A 21,044-nucleotide genomic window follows, 5' to 3' on the forward strand; every position below is an offset into this window, starting at 1 on the left:
TCATAAAATCGTTATGTTGTTTTACTTCGCAGATAGACCTGCGGCTCTGGATCCACCGTCGCGGACGGTTCACAGCGACCTCTCGTAGGTCCGCTCGACGTTTCGCAGCGCTCGCTCGGCCCGCCGCTCGCGTTCCTCAGTCGCGGGCTGATCACCGTAGCGAACCGTCTCGAAGAGGTCCGTCAACACTGCTACGTCTTCGGAGTCCATCCCGGCGTCGACGGCCGCCGCCTGGAACTCGCCCGGCGTGCTTGTCTCGGGGTCTGGGACGTCCAGCGCGTCGGTCATCTCGCGCCACGCTCGGTAGACGACGTTGTCCAGGGGCGCGTCGTCGGCGATGCGGTCGGCCGCTCGGCCCGCCGCCTCGCCGAGTGCCGTCGGGTCCTCGGTCGCCGCACCGTCTCCCGTCTCGGTGTCGCCGTCCGTCGCCGCCCACGTCTCGGCGTCCGTCGCGCGAAAGAGCACGACGCCCGCCAGGACGACGAGCGCGAACGAACCGACCGCGCCGACGAGCCACAGCGAGTCCGGTCCCGGAGTGACCGATGTCGTCGAGTCGACGGCGGACTGGTCCATGGTGCCGTCCGTGAACGCCCCGGCCACGGTCGGGTTCCACTCGGCGGCCACGAGGGCGGCGGCCAGCGCCGTCAGCCCGACTGTCGTCGCGGCCGCGAGGACGGCGTCGCTCCGGCGGTACTGTCGGAGGCCGTACGCGAGCGCGACGACCAGCGCGACCAGCAGAGTCACCATGACGAACCCGCTCGCGGTCGGCGAGGCGTCCAGTGGGGCGCTCTGGGACGGCCCCCGCTGCCCGGCGCCGATACGCTCCGCGTCGCTATCCGCCGACCCCGTCGGCGTCTTCAGGGCCGGCGCGCCGACGACCAGCGCCAGCACCGCGAGCAGACAGGCGAGCGCGACGGCGAGACGGCGGGACATAGCGGGGGTTCGAACCACCGGGCGTTAAAATTACGCCGCGTCGTCGGGAGCGGTCCCGGACTCACCGTCGGCGGCCGTTCCGTCGTCGTCCCCGCCCGTCCGCCGGTCGGTCTCGCTCGCTCGACCGTGCCCGCCGCCGCCCGGCGTCTCGACTCTGAGCGTCGTCCCCGCCTCGACCTCGCGGGTCACCTTCGCGGGCACCGCCTCGCCGTCGATGAAGTTCCGACCCGGGTCGCCGTCGTCGCCGCCCGCCAGCCCCCACGGAGCGTGACGGCGGCGCTCGGTCAACAGCGAGACGGTGGCGGCCGCCTCGACGGTGAGTTCCCGAATCAGGCCGTCGCCGCCGCGGTGGTCGCCATCGCCGCCGCTCCCGGACCGCAGGCCGTACTCATCGACGCGGAGCGGATAGGCCGCCTCCAGCGCCTCGACGGGCGTGTTCAGCGTGTTCGTCATCCCGACCTGCACGCCTGAGGGGCCGTCGGAGTCCGCGCTCGCGCCCATCCCGCCGCCGACCGTCTCGTAGTAGCTGAACTCGGGACCGCCGACGACGACGTTGTTCATCGTCCCCTGCCCGGCCGCCGGAACGCGGTCGGGCACCGCCTCCGCGAGCGCCCGGAACACCACGTCGGTCACGCGCTGGCTGGTCTCGACGTTGCCGCCGACGACGGCCGCCGGCGGCTCGGGATTTAGCAGCGACCCCGGCGGCGCGCGCACGGTCACGGGGTCGTAACAGCCGGCGTTGGGCGGCACGTCGGGGTCAGTGACCGACCGGACCACGAAGTACACCGCGCTCTTGGCGACCGACAGCGGCGCGTTGACGTTGCCCGCGACTTGCGGCGCGGTCCCCGAGAAGTCGACGTCGAGGGTCGCACCGTCGACGGTCACCGTCACCTCGATCGGGATGTCCGCGTCGGTGACGCCGTCGCCCTCCAATACGTCGCTCGCGGCGTAGACGCCGTCGGGGAACGCCCGGAGTTCCGCCTCGACGCGCTCTCTGGAGTACGCCCGCACCGCGTCGAACGCCGCCAACAGGCGGTCGCCGTGGTCGGCGAGCAGGTCCCCGACGCGCTCGGCCCCGCGGTCGTTGGCCGCCAGTTGCGCGCTGAGGTCGGCCCGCCGTTCCTCGGGATTGCGGACGTTCGCAGAGAGCAGATTCCAGACGCTCTCGCGTCGCTCGCCGTCGGCGACGAGCCGCGTCGGCGGGATGCGAAGCCCCTCCTGCTGGATGTCCCGCGCGCCCGCGGGCATGCTCCCGGGAGCCATCCCGCCCACGTCGGCGTGGTGGGCGCGCGAGACAGCGTAGCCGACGATCTCGCGGTCTCGCGCTCTCCAGCCGCTCGACCGCGTCGAGGCGCGGAGCGCCTCGCTGTCGGGAACTATCGGCGAGACGAGCGTCACGTCCGGGAGGTGTGTCCCGCCCTCGAAGGGGTCGTTGAGGACGAACACGTCGCCGGGATCCGGGTCGCTGTCGAGAACGGCGTCGACGGCTTCGGGCATCGCGCCCAGATGGACCGGGATATGCTCGGCCTGCGCGACGAGCTCGCCCGCCGCGTCGAACAGCGCCGTCGAGCAGTCTCGGCGCTCGGTGATGTTCGGCGAGAACGCGCCCCGAATCAGCACCTGTCCCATCTCCTCGGCGACGCTCTCCAGTTGGTTGCGGAGGATTTCCAGTTCTATCGCGTCGAGTTCGGAGTCGGCAGGGCCGTCGCTCGCCGTCATGCGTCCCCCTCCAGCCGGAGCGTGCCGCGGCCGTCGACGGAAAGCGACCACGCCGGCGGGACGACGACGGTGCTCTCACCGCCCTCGACGATAGCCGGGCCGTCGCGGTCGGTGCCGGACGCGAGCGCGTTCCAGTCGAGCACCGGCGTCTCGTGCCGCGCCTCGCCGAAACAGGCGTCGCGCGTCCCCGTCTGCGGATCCGCGTCGGCGGTCGCGGCGCGAGTGAGGTCGGGCATCGCGTGAGCGACGGTCGCGGTCGCCCGGAGCGTCACGAGTTCGACGTCGGTCTCGGGGAGGCGGTAGCCGTGCGCCCGCTCGTGGGCCGCCTGGAAGCGCGCGGCGAGCGTCGCGCGGTCGAAGTCCTCGATACCGACGCCGAGTTCGTGGCTCTGACCGACGTAGCGGCAGTCGGCCTCGAACGTGACCGTCGCCGCCTCGGGCATCGTCGTCTCGGCGAGGACGCTCTCTTCGAGGTCCGAGAGGACGGCTTCGACCGACCCCGGGTCGACACCGTCGAGGCGTGCGCGGAACGTTCGGACGGCGTCGTGGCGCTCGTCGGCCGCGAGCAGGCCGAGCGCCGAGAGGACGCCGCTGGCTCGCGGGACGACGACCGTCGAGACGCCGAGGCGATCGGCCAGCGCCGCGGCGTGCATCGGTCCCGCGCCGCCGAAGGCGGCGATGGCGAACTCGCGCGGGTCGTCGCCCCGCTCGGCGGTGACGCTGCGTATCGTCCGGGTCATCGTCGCGTTCGCGACGCGGTAGACGCCGCGGGCGGCCGCGACCGGTCCGTCGAGGCCCGCGTCGTTTGCGAGTGCCGAAAGCGCGTCTCGGGCCGCGTCGGCGTCGAGCGAGAGCGTCGACCCGAGCGTCGTGTCCGGCCCGAGATACCCCAGCAGGAGCGCCGCGTCCGTCACCGTCGGGTCGGTGCCGCCCCGTCCGTAGCAGGCCGGACCCGGGTCCGCGCCGGCAGAGCGCGGGCCGACCCTGAGCGCGCCGCCGGCGTCGATCCAGGCGATCGAGCCGCCGCCGGCACCGACCGTCTCCACGTCGACCATCGGGACCCGGACCGGCCGGCCGCCGATGTCGGCGTCGGTCGTGCGCTCGATCTCGCCGCCGCGGACCAGCGAGACGTCGCTGGAGGTCCCGCCCATATCGAAGGTGACGACGCCGTCCGCGTCGTCGGGTTCGAACGCGCTCGCGCCGACGACGCCCGCGGCCGGCCCGGAGAGCGCCGTCGTCACGGCGCGCTCGCGGACGGCGTCGGCGTCGGCGATACCGCCGTTTGACTGCATCACGCGCGGTTCGGGGAGGCCGCGGTCGGTCGCTCCCTCGACCAGCCGACCGAGATAGGCGTCGACGACCGGCGTGACGTAGGCGTCGGCCACCGTCGTCGCGGTGCGCTCGTACTCTCTGAACGCCGACAGCACCTCGTGGCTCGCCGAGACCGGGGCGTCCAGTTCCCCGCGGAGAATCTCGGCGACTCGTCGCTCGTTGTCGGGATGTGCGTAGGCGTGGAGCAGCGACACCGCGACCGCGTCGGCCTCGATATCGCCCGCGAGGTCCCGGACCGCGTCGGGGTCGACCGGGCGCTCGATACCGTCGGTCGTCGCGCGCTCGTCGAGTTCGTAGCGGCGCTCTGCGGGCACCAGCGGGTCGGGTCGCGCGACCGACTGGTCGTACAGTTCCGGGCGGTCCTGCCGCCCGATGGCCAGCACGTCGCCGAACCCGTCGGTGGTCACGAGCGCCGTCTCGGCCCCCGCCTCCTCCAGAAGGGCGTTCGTGACGACGGTCGTCGCGTGGCGAAAGCGCGAGACGGAGTCGGGATCGACGCCGGCCCGCTCGCAGGCCGTCGCGACCCCCGCTAAGACCCCTTCGTGCTGCGGATCCGTCGTCGGCACCTTCGCCGTCGTCACCCCGTCTCCGGCGACGAGGACGACGTCGGTGAACGTGCCCCCGACGTCGACGCCCAGTCGAACCGAATCGTCCATGCGACTACTCGGATCGGGGGCGGCAAAAACGGTGGGCGTCGTCGCAAATTTCGTCCCGTCGCGTCATCGCGTCAGTTCCACGTCCACGTGGCGTCGAGCGCGTACCGATAGAGCCCGGTCACGGCGATGGCCGCGGCGTTGGCGATGAGGTACTCGATCGCGGTCGCCGAGACCAGGGCGTAGAGGATGCCCAACTGCAGGGGGATGGCGGTGCCCCGGACGAGGTTCGTCTTCCCCATCCCAACGATGTACTCCCGGCGCGAGGTGTGTTTCGAGCGGTGGAACGTCCACGCGTTGTTGAGGACGTACTGGAACAGGATGGTGATCTCGATGGCGACGAACGCCCCGAACAGGTAGTTCAGCCCGCCGATGTCGACGAACGCCCAGAGCAGCACCGTCTGGACGGCCGCCGCGCTCAGACCGACGAGGAAGAACCGAAGGAGTCGCTGTCGTCGCGGTGAGGTTGCGACGGCGTACGACATGTCGGCCTACTTGTAACCGAGTGCTTTTAAGCGTGCCGCAATTTCGTCTGACGCTTCTTCCGCGTCTCCGCCCCCCGAATCGGCGTCAGACGCCGTTTCGAGTCGAGCGACGTGGTCGGCGACGGCCGCGGAGAGTCGGTCGACGACCGGCGGCGGGGCGACCCCCTCCGCACAGAGGTCCCGCCGCTCTGTCGGGTCCTCGCGGCGGTCGTACAGTTCGCGGTGGCCCGATTCGGCGTGCTCGATGTAGGTCCAGTCGGCGTCGCGGGCGCTGACGAGCAACTCGCCGTCGTCGAGGCGGCGCGGGATCGGCTGGCTCGTCACGCTCTCGCCGCGGACGGCGACTGAGAGTATCGGACTCCGGTCCTCGATCTCCTCGCCGGAAAGCGCGGCCGCGACGGACTCGCCCTCCCACGCCTCGGCCGGGTCGACGCCGAGCAACTCACAGACGGTCGGCGGAATCACGTCGAGCCCGACCGGTCGCTCGACCGTCCCGCTCTCGCCGTCGGGGTGCGTCACGAAGAACGGCACCTCGACGAGTTCGCGGTAGAGCTTCGGGTAGTGTGCGAGGTGACCGTGGTCTAAGAACTCCTCGCCGTGGTCGCCGGCGACGACGACGGCCGTCTCGTCGGCCAGCCCCTCGCCGGACAGCGTCTCGAGCAGTCGGCCGACGCTCGCGTCCACCTGTCTGATCGTCCCGTCGTACAGCGTCCGGAGCGTGCCGAGTCGCTTCTCGTCGACGTCCCAGCCCAGCCCCGTCCGGGCGTGTGCCCCGAGCATTCGGAACAGGCCGAAGTGCGTGTCCGAGACCTCCCGGAGGTGTCGCGGGGCCGGGACGTACGGCGTGTGGGTGTCCATGTAATGCACCCAGAGGAAGAAGCCCTCCCCGGCCGATTCGAGGAACGCCGTCGCCCGGTCTTCGAGGTCGCCCATCCGCGAGACGTCGGCGAAGGGGCGTTCGTCCGACCCGCCCCGGAGGATCGCGGCGGCGCGGCGAAACGGCGACGCCAGCAGTTGGGCCCAGGCCTGTACGGTCGGGTGGGCGGCCAGGTACTTGCTGTAGACGCCGCTCTCGACGAACGGCTCGAACTCGTCGAAGCCGCGGTCGTACCCCCAGTGTTCGGTCAGGAACCCGTTGGCGGCGTTGAATCCGGCGGTGGCGAGCCCGGCCTCCGAGAGCCGTTCGGCCAGCGTCGGCGTCGAGGCGACGCCGATGTCTCCCCCCTCGTCGAACACCGGCCGCGAGCCGTGGACGCTGGGAAACGAAAAGGGGGTCCAGTTGCCGTGAGCGATGGCGTTCTCGAAGACCACGCCCTCCTCGGCGAGCCGGTCGAACACCGGCGAGACGCTGTCGGGACCGCCGAGCGCGTCGGCCCGCAGCGAGTCGACGGTGACGAGAACGACGTTGTTCACGTCACCCGGCATCGGTGCCACCTCCCTTTCCGGGGAAGGGGTGGCGCGGCGACGACGGCGGAGGGGACGTCGCCGTCGCGGCTGCGCCACGCGAATCGTGCATACGCCCCCCAACGCGGCCGGCAGTACTGAATGTTCTGGTGTCGCTCGGCTTCGAGCGCGGCGGACGCCGGGACACCGGACCACGTCGCCGTCCCGCGATTACGTGTAAGTCGGGGGCGGTCGTGTTTTTCAATCGATAGTTTTAGGCGGTCACTCGCGAACACCTCACTCGATGCCCTCCACTAACCGCCGAACCTTTATCGGCGCGACGTCTGCCGGTCTCGCCTCGCTGGCCGGCTGTGACTCGCTCCGGTCGAATCCCGGCGTCGAGTACGCGCTCTACGTCGAAACGCCGGACCGCCCGCTCGCCGAGATCGTCCGGTGGAAACCCGGACCGAACGAGGACGACCCGTACGCCGCCACTCGCCGCGACGCGTGGGCGGCCGCGGTCACCGGCGGACGCTACACCGTCTCCGGGCACAGCGCCGTCCCCGACGGCGAATACACCGAACACGACGGCACGTACTACCGGCTCCACGACGTCGTCACCGGGAGCCGACGCGTCGAACGCCCCGTGTTGCGACTGCACTGGGTCGGCCGTGCGGGCGACGGGGACGTCCCGGACGCGACCCCGCGCGAGTCGCTGCCGGCCCTCGACCGGCACGCCGTGCTGCCGGCGTACTTCGCCGCTCGCGCCCGGGAGTACGACGGCGGCGCTCCCTGGGACCTCGTCGAAGAGGGCGGCTACGTCTATCGCTACGCCGACCGAACCGAGAGCGAACTGGCGCCGACGCCGGACCACGAGTACGTCTCGGTCCACGACACCGTCCTCCGGGTCGACGTGCGCCGCGAGACGCTCGTCGAAGCCGAGCACACGGCGACGGCGACGAAGGTGGCGACCAGTCCCGAGGCGTTCACCGACGTCGCGGACGCCGCCGCCGTCGAAGTCCGCCTCTCGCCGGACGAGTTGAGCGCGGACGCGCGCGCCCTTTTCGAGCGAGCGCGCGGCCGAGAGACGTACACCGAGACGATGCCACTCTCGACGGAGTTCGAGTCGCTGCTGTCGGCGCTCCGCCTTCGGGAGGCGCTCGGTTGCACGCGGTCGAACTGCGAAAGCGAGGCCTACGAGACGCAGTATCTCGCCTACGACGGCGCGTACTACGACTGCCGGCTGTACGTCGACGGCAGCGAGTAGCGCACCCGAGTCGGTCGTTCGCGATCCGCCCTCGCCTCCGATTTATTTCTCTGTGTCGCGATATTTCACACGAATCGGTTAATTTTGTCCACATATGTACCAAGATATATCTACTCCAGATATAGTACTATCATATCCGAGAAAGAAGTTCAGTTTTCACCTAATTTGTGTACGTAGTCGGATATTATATATCTATTTACTTAGATTTAGTCCTATTTTTCGGGAATACGTGGATCCGAGCGCTACCGAGCGCTTTTCCGATACCGCTTCGCGGTACTTTAGTAAACACAGCGAACGGCGACGCGTCGTTCGACATCGTCGAATCGGCCGTATCGAGTCGGTTGAGCGTTCAGCTCCCACGAAACCGCCGTGCCAGCACGCTCCGTGAGCTCGACGACGACATCCGCATTCTTGATAACAAAGGTACATTTGTTATATCAGTCAGAAAGGTCCGTGAGAATTGCACACACGAACCAGGGATCGGTCACGTCGGTCCTCCCGCGATACTAGCGACGGGTCGTTCGTATTCGAGGTCTTCGAACGGGAGTGGAAAGCGACGACTGCCGCCGCTGGCCGACAGATACGCAATGAGACAGTCGAGCCGGTCTACCGGCTATAGAAGGGGATGAGAGCTACGAGTGAGCGATGTTGAGTTCGAGTTCGTTCGCGGCCCCGAGCAACAGGTCGGGCAGTTCCGTCTCGAACCGCTCGCCCTTCAGTCGGTGAGAGGGGCCCGTGACGCTGAGTCCGCCGATGACGTCATCGTTCGAATCACAGATGGCGACGCCGACGGCGTGTGTCCCCTGCAGGGACTCGTTGCGGTTGAAGGCGTATCCGCGGTCGCGGATCTCGTCGAGTTCCCGCAACAGCTCGTCCGGGTCCGTTATCGTGTGCTCGGTCATCGGCTCGAAGTCCATCAGTTCGACCATTTCGAACAGCTCCGATTCCGGGAGCTCCGCGAGGATCGCTTTCCCCGCAGACGCGGCGTAGAGGGGGATTCGGCTCCCGATTCCCGGGTCGGTGTGGACCGCGTGGGTTCCGACCGACCGGGCGAGATACACCGCCTCGCCGTGTTCCTCGACGAAGAACTGCGCGCGCTCGCCCGTCTCGCTGGCGATCTCCTCGACCTTGTCGCGGACGAGTTTGTACCCGCAGTAGCTGTTCCGCGCGGTCACGCCGATGTCCAGAAAGCGGAGCCCCACCCGATAGCCGTCGTCTCGCTCGACGACGTATCCGAGGTGTTCGAGCGTCCGCAGATGGCGGTGAATCGTGCTCTTCGCGTAGTCGAGTTCGGCCGCCATCTCCGGGAGCGTCGTCCCCTCCTCCTCCTTGACGAACTGCACGACGTCGAACAGCGTCTGGGCCGTCTTGACCGAGTCGGGCAGTTCGTCGCCGGCTTGCATTCCCATACGCGGTCAATGTATCCTCGACAATAAAAAGTGTTCGACGACTTCGAACGGGGGCGGGCGGTCGCGGACTCGCCTCGCGCGGCGGTCGTACCGCTACCGGGCGGCCGACTGATAGTCAGATTTAATTCGCTCAGTCGAGTGGTCGGACCCGTGGCATCGCTCTCATCTATCGCCGGGACCGACGCGGGCGTCATCCGCGAACGCCCCTTTCAGTTGCTGTTCCTCACGAACATGCTCCCGCCGCTCGGGACCGCACTTCTCTCCCCGGTGCTGAACTCGCTCGTCGAGCCGCTCGGCGCGACGCCGGCGAACATCGGGCTGATGATGTCGGCGTTCACCGCGCCCGCCGTCGTCGTCATCCCGATCACCGGCGTCCTCGCCGACCGGTACGGACGACGACCCGTCATCCTCTTCGGACTCCTCTGGTTCGGTATCACCGGCACGGCCATCTCGCTCGTTTCGACGTTCGAGGCCGCCCTGCTCTTGCGGTTCTGTCAGGGGTTCGGCTTCGCCGCGCTCACGCCGGTCATCATCACCAGCATCGGCGACCTCTACTCGGGGACGAAGGAGGCGACGGCACAGGGCTTTCGCTTCACCGGGTCCGGCATCACCCAGACGGTCTTCCCGCTCACCGCCGGGCTGCTGGTCGGTCTCGCGTGGCAGTACCCGTTCCTCCTGTACGCCATCGCGTTCCCCATCGCCGCCGTCGTCTACGTCTGGTTCGAGGAGCCGATCGACTCGGACGCCGACACCGACGACGGACGGCCGCTCAAGGCGCAGCTCGCCGACCTCTGGACGCTCGTCTCGCACAGGCGAGCGTGGACGATGGTCGTCGCCCGCGGCTCGGCCAACCTCGTGTGGTTTGGCTTCCTCACCTACAACTCCATCGTCGTCGTCGACGGCCTCGGCGGGACGCCGGCGCAGGCGGGCGTGCTCGCGGCCCTCGCCAGCACCAGTTACGCGGTCGCCGCGACGCAGGCCGGTCGCATCACCGCGCACTTCGAGCGCCGGCTGTATCCGCTCGTCGCGATGAACGTCTCGCTGGGCGCCGGTCTCGCGGTCGTCTTCCTCGCCGACGCGCTCTGGCTGGCGGTCGCCGGCGTCGTGTTCATGGGATTGGGCTTCGGCGTCGTCCTCTCGATATACCGGACCGTCATCACGTCGCTCGCGCCGCCGACCCTCCGCGGCGGGCTGGTGAGTCTCAGCGAGGGGAGCGGCCGGGCGGCGGCGACGGTGACGCCGATCCTCATGGGCGCCGCCATCGCCGTCTTGAACCCGCAGTTCGGGTTCGTCTCCTCGGTCCGACTGGTCGGTATCGCGACGGCGGCGGTCGGGGCGGGCGTCGGCGTCGCCTGTCTGCTCCTCATGAGCGTCTCGCCGTCGATTCAGGTAGATGCCTAGCGGGGCGACCGCGGGTACTTTGTCGGTCGGCTCCGACTACCTTCGACAGAACACATGCCCACCGACACACCCGACATCGCGGTCCTCGACCACGACGCACACGGGATCCCCGCCGCTGAATACGCCGACATTCTCCGGCGGCGACTCCCGGATTACACCGTCAGCCTCGCCGATACACCCTCCGAACGGCGGCGACTGCTCGAAACGGCGACCGTCGTCGCTGGGAGTAGATTGGACGGAGACGACCTCAACGCCGCCGAGAACCTCCGCCTGTTCGCCTGTAACTCGGCCGGCGTCGAGCACCTGCCGCTCGACGCGCTCGCCGAACGGGGGGTCGCCGTGACGAACGCCTCGGGCGTCCACGGGCCGAACATCGCCGAGCACGTCCTCGGCTGGGTGCTGACGTTCGCTCGCCGACTGGACGAGGGCCGGCGTCGACAGGAACGGCGGGAGTGGCGGCGGTTCCAGTCGTTCGCCGAACTCGCCGGGAGCACCGTCACCGTCGTCGGTCTCGGGTCCATCGGCGAGGCCATCGTCCAGCGGTTCTCGGGGTTCGACGTGACGACGCTCGGCGTGCGCCACACCCCCTCGAAGGGCGGGCCGACCGACGAGGTGCTGGGCTACGGCGATCTCGACGACGCGCTGGCCCGAACGGACGTGCTCGTCCTCTCCTGTCCGCTGACCGAGACGACGGAACAGCTGATCGGCGAGACCGAACTCGGTACCCTGCCGACCGACGCCGTCCTCGTCAACGTCGCCCGCGGCGGCGTCGTCGATACGGAAGCGTTAGTCGGGGCGCTGCAGTCGAACAAGATCCACGGCGCGGCCCTGGACGTGACCGACCCGGAACCGCTCCCGACCGACCACGAGCTCTGGGGGTTCGAGAACGTCTTCCTCACGCCGCACGTCTCGGGACACACGCCGAAGTACTGGGAGCGCCGAGCGGACATCTTAGTGGAGAATATAGAGCGAGTCGCCGAATCGGGAGCGTACGAGAAACTCCGCAATCAGGTAGCCTGAGCGCGGCGGGCGGCGAGCGGCGACCGCAGGGCGGCGGGTATTAGAACCCGCTCGTCCCTTCGAGTCGGTGTTCCTCGACGACGTCCTCGTCCAGTTCGATTCCCAGTCCGGGCTCCTCGGGCACTTCGATGTAGCCGTCCTGGATCAGCGGCTCGTCGCGGGCGAGCATGTCGTCCCACCAGTCGACCTCCAGCGCGTGGTACTCCAGCAGGTCGAAGTTCGGCGTCGCCGCACCGAGATGGACGCAGGCCATCGTCCCGACCGGGCTACAGACGTTGTGCGGGGACATCGGCATGTAGTTCTCTTCGGCCCGGTCGGCGACCCGCATCGTCTCGGCGAGGCCGCCGACCGTCGTCGGGTCCGGCGTGATGACGTCGACGCCGTGGTCGTAGACCAGTTCCGAGAGCTCGAACACCCGGAAGCGGTTCTCGCCGGTGGCGACCGGCGTCCTGGTGTTCTTCGTCACCTCCTTCTGGGCGTCCATGTTCTCCGGCGGCACGAGGTCTTCGAGCCACATCAGTTTGTACTCCTCCAGTTCGTGGGCCAGTCGCTTCGCGCTCTCGACGGAGTAGTCCCAGTGGCAGTCGAAGGCGAGGTCGACGTCGTAGCCGATCTCGTCGCGCACCGCCTCGACGATCTCGCGTTTCTCCTCGATGGCCGCGTTCGTCAGACGACCGTTGTACGGGTCGGGGTCGTTGTCGGCCGGCAGGTCGAGGTCGAACTTCAGTGCGGTGAAGCCCATGTCGGTGACGCGGGCCGCCTCGGCGGCGTACGCCTCCGGCGAGTACGCCTCGGCCCCGGCGTAGGCCGTCGCGCCGTCCTCGACGGCGTAGGCCTCGCCGGCGTGGCAGTCGCAGTAGAGGCGCACCTCGTCGCGGTACTTCGAGCCGAGCAACTGGTAGACCGGGAGGCCGAGGATCTTCCCGGCGGCGTCCCACAGCGCCACCTCGATGCCCGAGGCGGCCGTGACGACCTTGCCGGTCGTCCCCCCGTGGCCGGACATCTCCTGGAAGATGTAGCGGCTGAGCCGCTCCACGTCGAGCGGGTTCTCCCCGAGCAGGAACCGCTTGGTGTACTCGACGAGTTCTGGGACGCCCCCGCCCCGGTAGGACTCGCCGATGCCGGTGACGCCGGCGTCGGTCTCGACCTTGATGAGGTTCCACTCGAAGTTGCCTTCGACCACGCAGGTCTTGATGTCGGTTATCTCTACGTCGCGGTCCGGGTCGCGGTTCGCTATCTGGTCTGAGTAATCTCTCATTGGGTTCTGAATTCGTCGAGCGCGTCGTCATCGAGCGGTACACCGTGGCCGGGCGTCTCCGGCAGGGGAATCATTCCGTCGTCGTCGGGGGCGAGCGGTTCGGCCACCACGTCGTCGAACACCTTCACGTCCATGTCGCGGTAGAAGTACTCGATCCAGAGGCCGTTCTCGATGGCCCCCAGGAGCGAGGCGTGGATGTTCCAGTTGTAATGGGGCGCGATGGGGATGTCGTAGGCGGCCGCGTAGTTGGCGATGCGGAGCCACTCCGTGACGCCGCCGCAGACGGTCACGTCCGGCTGGAGGACGGTCGCCGCGCCCGTGTCGTTGAGGCGGGCGAAGTTGTGTCGCGTCCCTTCGAGTTCGCCGGTCGCGACCGGGTAGTCGATGGCGTCGTTGACCTCGGCCATCGTCTCGACCCTGTCGATCATCACCGGTTCCTCCATGAAGTACGGGTCGTGCGGTTCGAAGGCGCGACAGGCCCGGATGGCCTCGGTCGCGGAGGACCAGACGCCGTTCGCGTCGAGCAAGAGCGTCCGGTCGGGGCCGATCTCCTCGCGGACGGCGGCGACGCGCGCTTCCTCCTCGCTGACCGAGCGGCGGCCGACCTTCATCTTGACGACGTCGTGACCTTCGTCGAGATACCGGCGCATCTCCTCGCGCAGGCCCTCGTGACCCTTGTCGTCGCGGTAGTAGCCGCCGCTGGCGTAGGACGGGACCGAGTCGGCGTAGCCGCCCAGCAGTTTGTACAGCGGCTCGTCGGCGGCCTTCGCCTTCAGGTCCCAGAGCGCGATGTCGACCGTCGAGATGGCCCGCAGAAAGAGCCCCGTCCGCCCGATCTGGACGTTGCCCTCGTACATCTCCTGCCAGAGCCGCTCGGTGTCTCGCGGGTCCTCCCCGAGCAGTATCGGTTCGAGGAGGGACTCGACGGCCTCCGAGATGAGGCCGGCCCCCTCGTAGCCCAGCGAGTACCCGACGCCCTCTCGGCCGTCGGCCGTCCGGACGTGCGTTATCGCGTGGTCGCGGAAGGTGAGCGTCCGGTTCGAAAAGGAGACCGGGGACTCCAGCGGGATCTCTATCGGATACGATTCTACATCTACGATTTCCATAGACACAGCGCCGCGACACACGGAGTAATAGCCCGCCGTCGCGGCAATACTTACCACCCGCACATTTGTACGTCTCGGTCGATACACGCCGGTATGGACGTACCCGACCGCAGTGACGTCGACCACCTCATCGACCCGCAGCCGCTCCCGTCGTTCGCGCGGGTCCGCTACGAACCGCCCGTCGAGACGGTCGCCGAGCCCGCCGACGCGGCTCGGGAGGAACTCGATGCCCTCGCGCTCGACGGTCTGTCCGAGGGGGCCACCGTCGCCGTCGGCGTCGGGAGCCGCGGCATCCACGCTATCGACGACGTCACGCGCGCCGTCGTCGGGGAACTCGCCGAGCGCGGCTTCGACCCGGTGGTCGTCCCGGCGATGGGAAGCCACGGCGGGGCGACCCCCGAGGGCCAGCGGGAGGTGCTGGAGGCGCTCGGCATCACCGAGTCGGAGCTGGACGCCGCGATAGACGCCCGGATGGACACCGAGCGCGTGGCGACCGTGACCGTGGGCGAGACGGAGATGCCAGTCCACCTCTCGGTCGCCGCGCTGGAGGCCGACGCCGTCCTCGTCGTCAACCGCGTCAAGGCACACACCAACTTCACCGGGCCGGTCGAGAGCGGGCTGACGAAGATGGCCGTCGTCGGCCTGGGCAAACAGCGCGGGGCGAAGTCCTTCCACTCGACGGCCATCGCCGAGGGGTACCTGGAGACGCTGAAGCCCGCGCTCTCGGCCATCGAGGACGCCGCCCCGCTGGTCGGCGGCATCGCCCTCGTGGAGAACTTCCACGAGGAGATCGCCCGCGTCGAGGCCGTCCCGGCCGGGTCGTTCATCGAGCGCGAACCCGCGCTGCTGGAGCGGGCCTACGAGGAGATGCCGACCCTCCCTATCGACGACGTGGACCTGCTGGTCGTCGACGAACTCGGCAAGGAGATCTCGGGGGCCGGGATGGACACGAACGTCATCGGCCGTTACCGCGTCCTCAACGCGCCCGACCCCGAGACCCCCTCGATAGATATCATCTACGCCCGCGGCCTCACCGAGGCGACGAAGGGCAACGGCATCGGCATCGGGCTGGCCGACCTCACCCGCAAAGCGGCGCTCGACCAACTGGACCTCCGGAAGACCTACGCGAACACGTTCACGAGCGGCTCGCTCGCGAAGGGGCAACTCCCCGTCGTCGCGCCGGACGACGAGTTCGCCCTGCGGGCGGCGCTGTCGGCCCTCGGCGGCTACGACCCGGAGACGGTCCGCGTCCTCTGGATACAGAACACGCAGGACCTTGGCGAGTTACACGTCTCCGAGGCGGTACTTCCCGACCTGCCCGACGCCGCGGAGGTCGTTGAGGACGCGACGCTCTCCTTCACCGACGGGACCGCCGCGTTCACCGAAGAGTGACCCCGTCGCCGAGGTTGCCTCTACGGAAACATTTTCAGGCTCGACCCTGATTGGGTCTCACATGGACCTGCAACTAGACGGGAACGCAGCGCTCGTGACAGCGTCGTCAAGCGGACTCGGCAAGGCGTCGGCGAAGGCGCTCGCCCGCGAGGGCGTGAACGTGGTCATCAACGGCCGCGACGAGGATCGACTGGCCGAGGCGAAGGAGGAAGTCGAAGAGGTCGCGACCGGCGAGGTGCTCGCCCAGTCCGGCGACCTCACCGACCCGGACGAGACGGTCGCGCTCGTCGAGGCGACCGTCGAGGAGTTCGGCGGCCTCGACCACCTCGTGACGAGCGCTGGCGGTCCGCCGTCGGGCGCGTTCATGGACACCGACGACGAGGACTGGGAGCACGCCTACCAACTGCTCGTGATGAGCGTCGTCCGACTGGCGCGCGAGGCCGCCCCGCACCTCCAGGAGAGCGACCACGGGACCATCGTCAACATCACCTCCCGGAGCGTGAAGGAGGCGCTTGACAGCCTCGTGCTGTCGAACTCCGTCCGGATGAGCGTCATCGGCCTGGAGAAGACGCTCTCGAAGGAGCTGGCACCCGAGGTGCGGGCCAACGCCGTCCTCCCCGGCCCCCACGAGACCTCGCGGATTCAGGACCTCGTGAACGACGCCGTCGACCGCGGCGAGTACGACTCCTACGAGGAGGGCCTGCAGGGCTGGGCCGGCAACCCCTTAGAGCGCATCGGTGACCCGATGGAACTGGGCAACACCGTCGCGTTCCTCTCCTCTCCGATGTCCGGATTCATCAACGGCACCGCGCTGCCTATCGACGGCGGGTCGACGGGGGCGAACCTATGAAACCCGTCCCGTTCGACGAGGCAGAGACCTACGAGCCCGAGGACGGGTGGCGGCGCGTCTCGATGGCCGGCAGCGACCAGTTCTCCTTCGAGTGGTTCGAGAAGCCGCCGGGCCACAGTTCGCCGATGCACGACCACGAGAACGAGCAGGTCTGCCTCTGCCTGGAGGGCGAACTCACCGTCGCCACCGAGGACGACGAGGTCACTCTGCAGCCGAACGACTCGGTCCTGCTCGAATCGAACGAGGCCCACCGCGTCGAGAACACGGGCGACGAACTGGCGGTCGGACTGGACGTCTTCGCGCCGGGGCGCTCGTTCGACTTCTGGACGAACCGAGAGGAATGAACTACCTCGCACGCACCGCGAGCGGGCGGCCGCTGCTCGGGGACGACGAGGGATTCGTCCCGCTGAGCGCGGTCGAGTCAGACCTCGATAGCGTCCGCGAGGCGCTCCCGCGGGCCGCCGCGGGGACGCTCGGCGACGTCGCGGACGCACACGCGGAGCGGATGCCAGCCGCCGACTTCACGTTCGGGCCGCCGCTCGAAGCGTTCGGGAAGCTCTGGGGCATCGGGCTGAACTACGCCGAGCACGCCGGCGATCTAGACGAGCAGCGCCCGGACGAGCCGGCGAGCTTCATGAAGCCCTCGACGGTGCTGACCGGGCCGGGCGGGCCGATCCGCCTGCCACCGAAGTCCCAGAGCGAGCGCGTGACCGCCGAAGCCGAACTGGCCGTTGTGATGGGGAAGACCTGTCGCGGCGTCTCGGAGGCCGAGTTCGACGACGTCGTCGCCGGCTACCTCCCGGTGATCGACATGACCGCCGAGGACGTGCTCCAGCGCAATCCGCGATTCCTCACGCGTGCGAAGAGCTACGACTCCTTCCTCGTCGTCGGCCCGGCCATCGCCGTCCCCGAGGAGCCGCTGGACCTGACCGACGTGACCGTCCAGACGGTCGTCAACGACACCGTCGAGTCCGAGAACCAGATTCGGAACATGCTGTTCCCCCCGGAGGAGATCGTCTCGTTCCACTCGGACGTGATGACGCTCGAACCGGGCGACCTGTTCAGTACGGGGACCCCCGGCGCGGCACCCATCGAACCCGGCGACGACGTGCGCGCGACCGTCGAAGGCATCGGGAGCGTCGATGCGCCCGTGACGCGATAATTCGGTCCCGCCGACGCACTCGACCGTCGCGTGGCACCTCGAATCCCCGTAGCACCGTTCTCCGGTGCTTTCGCCGTATTTCGACCTTTTTCGACGACAGGAACTCCCGAGACCGGCGGAATATTGCCAACGAATATTCATGCACCAAATGGATAGATTGTTAAGGATGCCGGTAGTGCCCACTAATGACGATGTCAGACGAGAATATGCAGCGACGCAAATTCCTGTACGGAGCGGCAACCGCTGGCGTCATCGGCCTGGCCGGCTGCGGCGGCGACGGCGGTGACGGCGGCGACGGCGGATCGGGCGGCGACGGTGGCAGCGGCGGCGACGGCGGGTCGACCGGCACTGGCACCAGCGACGGTGGCGACGGCGGCGACGGCGGCAGCGGCAACCTCTCGCTGCGCGTCGGGACCTCCGCCGGCGGGACCCGCGACGTGGGCCTGGCCGTCGAACGCGCGGTCAGCCAGACGAGCGACTCGCTGGACTACTCGACCATCGAGAGCCCCGGATACATCGGGACCATCTACCGGATGGCCCAGGGCCAGTTCAACGCTGGCATCACCGACAACAACTCCCTGCTCAAGGCACAGGAGGAGCGCGGCCGGTTCTCCGAGCAGGCCGTCGAGCGCATCCCGCACTACGGGTTCTACGCGTTCCCGTACAGCATCTACGTCATCGCCCGCGACGGCACGGGCATCGAGACGTTCTCCGACCTCGCGGGCGCGAACGTCTACCCCGCCGAGCCGGGCTACTCGACGCGAGCGACGACGCTCGACGTCTGGTCGCAGGACCCGACGGCCGACGTCTACGACCAGATGAACATCCAGAACATGGGCGTCGACTCCGCCCCCGGCGCGATGGAAGAGGGCAACATCGACGCCTGTATCGCCTACGGGACCCCCGGCGTCCGCTACACCGGCTGGGTGACCGAGATCGCGTCCCGCCTCGACGTCCACTACGTCGAGCCGACCGACGCGCTCAAGGAGTCCGCCGAGTCCTACGGCGGGGCCGGTGCCAGCACGACGCCGTACAGCGACTGGCAGCTGGGCAACCTGGAGTTCGACACGGACGAGCTGTTCCACTGGGACCTCGAGGTCAACTACACGTTCAACCCGGACGCCAACAACGAGGCCGTCTACGAGCTCTGCCGCGTCGTCTACGAGAACAACGACGTGGTCAACGAGGGCGAGGCGCAGTTCAACGACTTCGCCAACGTCGAGGAGATGTACGGGTCCGCCCGCGAGAGCATCCCCGTCCACCCCGGCGCGGCCCAGTACTACAAGGACAACGACGCGTGGGACGACAGCCTCACGGTCGGTGAGTGAGCGATGCCGAGCGCGGTCTCCCCCGGTAACGGGCGCTGAGTGATACACGGATTCAATCAACAATGAGCACACAAACGGAACACACTGACCACTCTTCGGGGTTAGTCCGAGGGTTGGACCTGACGGTGACGGCGGCCGCGCTCGTCTTCTGGGGCATCGTCATCTGGTGGTCCACGACTCAGACGTGGTCGACGGTGCGATACGCGACGGTGTTCGTCGGCGGTATCATGACGGTGTACGCCCTCAACGAGACCCGCGAATCCTTAGCGGAGGGCAACTGGATCGATAGCGCGGTGTTGCTACCGTCGTCGATCGTCCTCATCACCGCCTCCGCGTACTTCGCGGCGAACTTCGAGCAGGTGTACCTCCTCCGACAGGGGTTCGCGCTCGAACACGAGTACATGCTGGCCCGGCTCATCATCATCTCCCTGCTGTACCTCACCTGGCGGGAGTTCGGGAACCTGTTCCTCGGGCTGGTCATCGGCGTGATGATCTACGCCCTCTTCGGGGACGCCGTCCCGGGCGTCCTCGGCCACGCCGGGATGAGCGAACTGACCCTGCTGCAGGCGACGGTGACGGACCTGTACGGGTTCTACGGCTCGCTGACCCAGCTGACGGCGTCGTGGATCGCGCCGTTCCTGCTGTACGCGGGCCTGCTGTTCGCCTACGGCGCGTTCGACCTCATCCTCCGCATCGCCATCGTGGCGGCGCGGTACGTCAAGTCGGGCGTCGCACAGACCGCCGTGCTGTCCTCGGCCGTCATCGGCTCCATCAACGGCTCTTACACGGCCAACGCCGCGATGACTGGATCGTTCACCATCCCGACGATGAAGGAGAGCGGGATGGCCGGGCACCGCGCGGCCGGCATCGAGGCCGTCGCCTCCACTTCCGGACAGGTGCTCCCGCCGGTCATGGGCGCGTCGGCGTTCGTGATGGCGTCGTACCTCGGCGTCCCGTACCTCAACATCGTCGTCGCGGGTCTCATGCCGGCGGCGATCCTCGTGGCGTCCATCGGCATCGCGGTCCACTACACCGCGATCAGCGACTCCAGCAGTCAGGAGATGGAGTTCTCGGAGTTCTTCGACGACCCGCTGTCGAACCAGGAGAAACTGTTCGAGGCGGTCCGGTTCGGTATTCCGTTCGGCCTGCTCATCTACCTCCTCGGGTTCGCGCAGTACACCGTGATGACCTCCGCGCTGTACACGGTCATCGCCATGGTGATCACCGGGATCACGATCCCCGTGCTCCAGAGCTTCGCGACCAGTTCCGAGGAGGGTCCCGGTAGCACGCTCGTCTCGCAGCTCCGGAAGACCGTCTTCGGCTTCCGCCGCGGAGCAATCATCCTCGCGCCCATCGCCATCATCCTCGTGGTCATCAGCGGCGTCGTCAACATCTTCGGGACGACCGGCGTCCCGGCGAAGATCGCGCTACTGATGATCAACATCTCGGGCGGCGTCCTGCTGTTCGCCGTCCTGCTGGGGATGGGCGTCGCCATCCTGATGGGCGTCGGGATGCCGACGGTCGCGGCCTACGTCATCGTCGCCATCCTCATCGTGCCGACGTTCGTCTCGGACTTCGGCGTCGCCGAGATCACGGCTCACTACACCGTCTTCTACGCGGCCATCTTAGCGGGGATCACGCCGCCGGTGGCCACGGCGGCGGTGGTCGCGGCCGGCATCGCCGAGGCGAACTTCTGGAAGACCTGCGGGGCGGCCATCAAGATCGCCGCGCCGCTGTTCGTCCTCCCGATCGCGTTCGTCTACAACCCCGGTCTCGTCGCCATGAACGTCGGTCTCACCACGCTCATCGTCGGCACGCTCGTGATGTTGGGTGCGATCACCATCATCTACGGGCTGAACTACCCGTTCCAGATGAGTCTCGGCAAGCGCTCCCTCCTCCGAGCCGGACTGGCCGTGCTGGGCGTCCTCATCATGACGTACCCCGGCAGGCTCCTGAAGATCGCCGGCATCCTGGTGTTCGCCGGCGTCTTCTTCGGTGAGAAGGTGATGACTCGCGGTCTGGAACTGCCGTTCAACAGAGGTGCGAGCCAATGAGTTCGAACGAGGAATCCCCGGAAGCGATGGCAGAGGAATCGATGCAGAACGCCGGCGGGCTCGGGGAGATCGTCCCCGAACCGCTCATGCCGGCGTGGCGGCAGTTCGAGCGCGTCCAGTCGTTCCGCGAGCGCCACGGTGAGACGTACGTCACCGTCCTCGAAGTGCTGACCGCCATCGCACTCGCCGGCGGCTACGCCTGGTGGGTGTACCTCTACCTGCTCGGCGGTTCGGGCGCGCCCATCTGAGGGCGCTCGCTTCGGCTCACAATTTTCTCCCGGAAAATCAGCGG

The 21,044-nt window shown here is 68.2% G+C and carries 18 protein-coding genes; 10 read left to right on the forward strand and 8 right to left on the reverse strand.

The annotated features are described in order from the left end of the window. Positions 1-69 precede the first annotated feature (69 nt). The 5 genes from GO488_RS06410 to GO488_RS06430 all read right to left on the reverse strand — a co-directional run bounded on the left by GO488_RS06410 (position 70) and on the right by GO488_RS06430 (position 6,547). Entirely contained in the window at positions 70-933 is an 864-nt protein-coding gene (locus tag GO488_RS06410; protein ID WP_162316953.1) for a DUF4129 domain-containing protein, read from the reverse strand. A gap of 30 nt (positions 934-963) precedes the next feature. Continuing rightward, complete coding sequence (locus tag GO488_RS06415) at positions 964-2,652, reverse strand: hydantoinase B/oxoprolinase family protein (protein WP_162316954.1); 1,689 nt, start codon at positions 2,650-2,652, stop codon at positions 964-966. Next, positions 2,649-4,640: a hydantoinase/oxoprolinase family protein gene (locus tag GO488_RS06420; protein WP_162316955.1), complete on the reverse strand. Its 1,992-nt coding sequence runs from the start codon at positions 4,638-4,640 to the stop codon at positions 2,649-2,651. The genes GO488_RS06415 and GO488_RS06420 overlap by 4 nt, the downstream gene beginning before the upstream one ends. Before the next feature lie 71 nt (positions 4,641-4,711). Further along, positions 4,712-5,122 carry a GtrA family protein gene (locus GO488_RS06425; RefSeq protein WP_162316956.1) on the reverse strand — a complete coding sequence of 137 codons (411 nt, stop codon included), beginning with the start codon at positions 5,120-5,122 and terminating at the stop codon, positions 4,712-4,714. Positions 5,123-5,128: 6 nt separating this feature from the next. Beyond that, positions 5,129-6,547 (reverse strand): sulfatase, encoded by a 1,419-nt coding sequence (locus GO488_RS06430; protein WP_162316957.1) that lies wholly within the window; start codon positions 6,545-6,547, stop codon positions 5,129-5,131. A 262-nt stretch (positions 6,548-6,809) separates the two neighbouring features. On the opposite strand from GO488_RS06430, the gene GO488_RS06435 reads away from it, so the two are divergent. Further along, positions 6,810-7,772: a hypothetical protein gene (locus tag GO488_RS06435; RefSeq protein ID WP_162316958.1), complete on the forward strand. Its 963-nt coding sequence runs from the start codon at positions 6,810-6,812 to the stop codon at positions 7,770-7,772. A gap of 632 nt (positions 7,773-8,404) precedes the next feature. On the opposite strand, the gene GO488_RS06440 is transcribed toward GO488_RS06435, so the two are convergent. After that, on the reverse strand, positions 8,405-9,181 hold the full coding sequence (locus GO488_RS06440; RefSeq protein WP_162316959.1) for an IclR family transcriptional regulator: 777 nt from the start codon (positions 9,179-9,181) through the stop codon (positions 8,405-8,407). Positions 9,182-9,331: 150 nt separating this feature from the next. Between GO488_RS06440 and GO488_RS06445 the strand changes: the two genes are divergently transcribed. After that, a complete protein-coding gene (locus GO488_RS06445) occupies positions 9,332-10,582 on the forward strand; it encodes an MFS transporter (RefSeq protein ID WP_162316960.1) in 1,251 nt (416 codons plus the stop codon). Between the two features lie 54 nt (positions 10,583-10,636). Beyond that, positions 10,637-11,602 carry a D-2-hydroxyacid dehydrogenase gene (locus tag GO488_RS06450; protein ID WP_162316961.1) on the forward strand — a complete coding sequence of 322 codons (966 nt, stop codon included), beginning with the start codon at positions 10,637-10,639 and terminating at the stop codon, positions 11,600-11,602. Between the two features lie 40 nt (positions 11,603-11,642). Here GO488_RS06450 and GO488_RS06455 read toward each other — a convergent pair whose 3' ends face one another. Together GO488_RS06455 and GO488_RS06460 are read right to left on the reverse strand one after the other, a co-directional pair. Then, positions 11,643-12,860, reverse strand: coding sequence for a mandelate racemase/muconate lactonizing enzyme family protein (locus tag GO488_RS06455; protein WP_162316962.1), 1,218 nt, complete (start codon positions 12,858-12,860; stop codon positions 11,643-11,645). Continuing rightward, the gene (locus GO488_RS06460) at positions 12,857-13,966 is read right to left on the reverse strand and encodes a mandelate racemase/muconate lactonizing enzyme family protein (protein ID WP_162316963.1); all 1,110 of its coding nucleotides are present in this window, start codon (positions 13,964-13,966) and stop codon (positions 12,857-12,859) included. Before GO488_RS06460 ends, GO488_RS06455 begins: the two co-directional genes overlap by 4 nt. A 93-nt stretch (positions 13,967-14,059) precedes the next feature. Here GO488_RS06460 and GO488_RS06465 point away from each other — a divergent pair, with 93 nt between their 5' ends. From GO488_RS06465 to GO488_RS06495, 7 genes are all read left to right on the forward strand, one after another. Continuing rightward, positions 14,060-15,358, forward strand: a complete 1,299-nt coding sequence (locus GO488_RS06465; protein WP_162316964.1) for a nickel pincer cofactor-dependent isomerase, group 22 — start codon at positions 14,060-14,062, stop codon at positions 15,356-15,358. A gap of 61 nt (positions 15,359-15,419) precedes the next feature. Then, complete coding sequence (locus GO488_RS06470; RefSeq protein WP_162316965.1) at positions 15,420-16,208, forward strand: SDR family oxidoreductase; 789 nt, start codon at positions 15,420-15,422, stop codon at positions 16,206-16,208. Beyond that, on the forward strand, positions 16,205-16,552 hold the full coding sequence (locus tag GO488_RS06475) for a cupin domain-containing protein (RefSeq protein ID WP_162316966.1): 348 nt from the start codon (positions 16,205-16,207) through the stop codon (positions 16,550-16,552). Before GO488_RS06470 ends, GO488_RS06475 begins: the two co-directional genes overlap by 4 nt. Continuing rightward, positions 16,549-17,370, forward strand: coding sequence for a fumarylacetoacetate hydrolase family protein (locus GO488_RS06480; protein WP_162316967.1), 822 nt, complete (start codon positions 16,549-16,551; stop codon positions 17,368-17,370). Before GO488_RS06475 ends, GO488_RS06480 begins: the two co-directional genes overlap by 4 nt. A 191-nt stretch (positions 17,371-17,561) precedes the next feature. Next, positions 17,562-18,698: a TAXI family TRAP transporter solute-binding subunit gene (locus GO488_RS06485; protein ID WP_162316968.1), complete on the forward strand. Its 1,137-nt coding sequence runs from the start codon at positions 17,562-17,564 to the stop codon at positions 18,696-18,698. A gap of 62 nt (positions 18,699-18,760) precedes the next feature. Next, the gene (locus GO488_RS06490; RefSeq protein ID WP_162316969.1) at positions 18,761-20,752 is read left to right on the forward strand and encodes a TRAP transporter permease; all 1,992 of its coding nucleotides are present in this window, start codon (positions 18,761-18,763) and stop codon (positions 20,750-20,752) included. After that, on the forward strand, positions 20,749-21,000 hold the full coding sequence (locus GO488_RS06495) for a hypothetical protein (RefSeq protein WP_174242486.1): 252 nt from the start codon (positions 20,749-20,751) through the stop codon (positions 20,998-21,000). The genes GO488_RS06490 and GO488_RS06495 overlap by 4 nt, the downstream gene beginning before the upstream one ends. Positions 21,001-21,044 lie beyond the last annotated feature (44 nt).

Source organism: Haloarcula limicola (assembly GCF_010119205.1).
Taxonomy (GTDB): domain Archaea; phylum Halobacteriota; class Halobacteria; order Halobacteriales; family Haloarculaceae; genus Haloarcula; species Haloarcula limicola.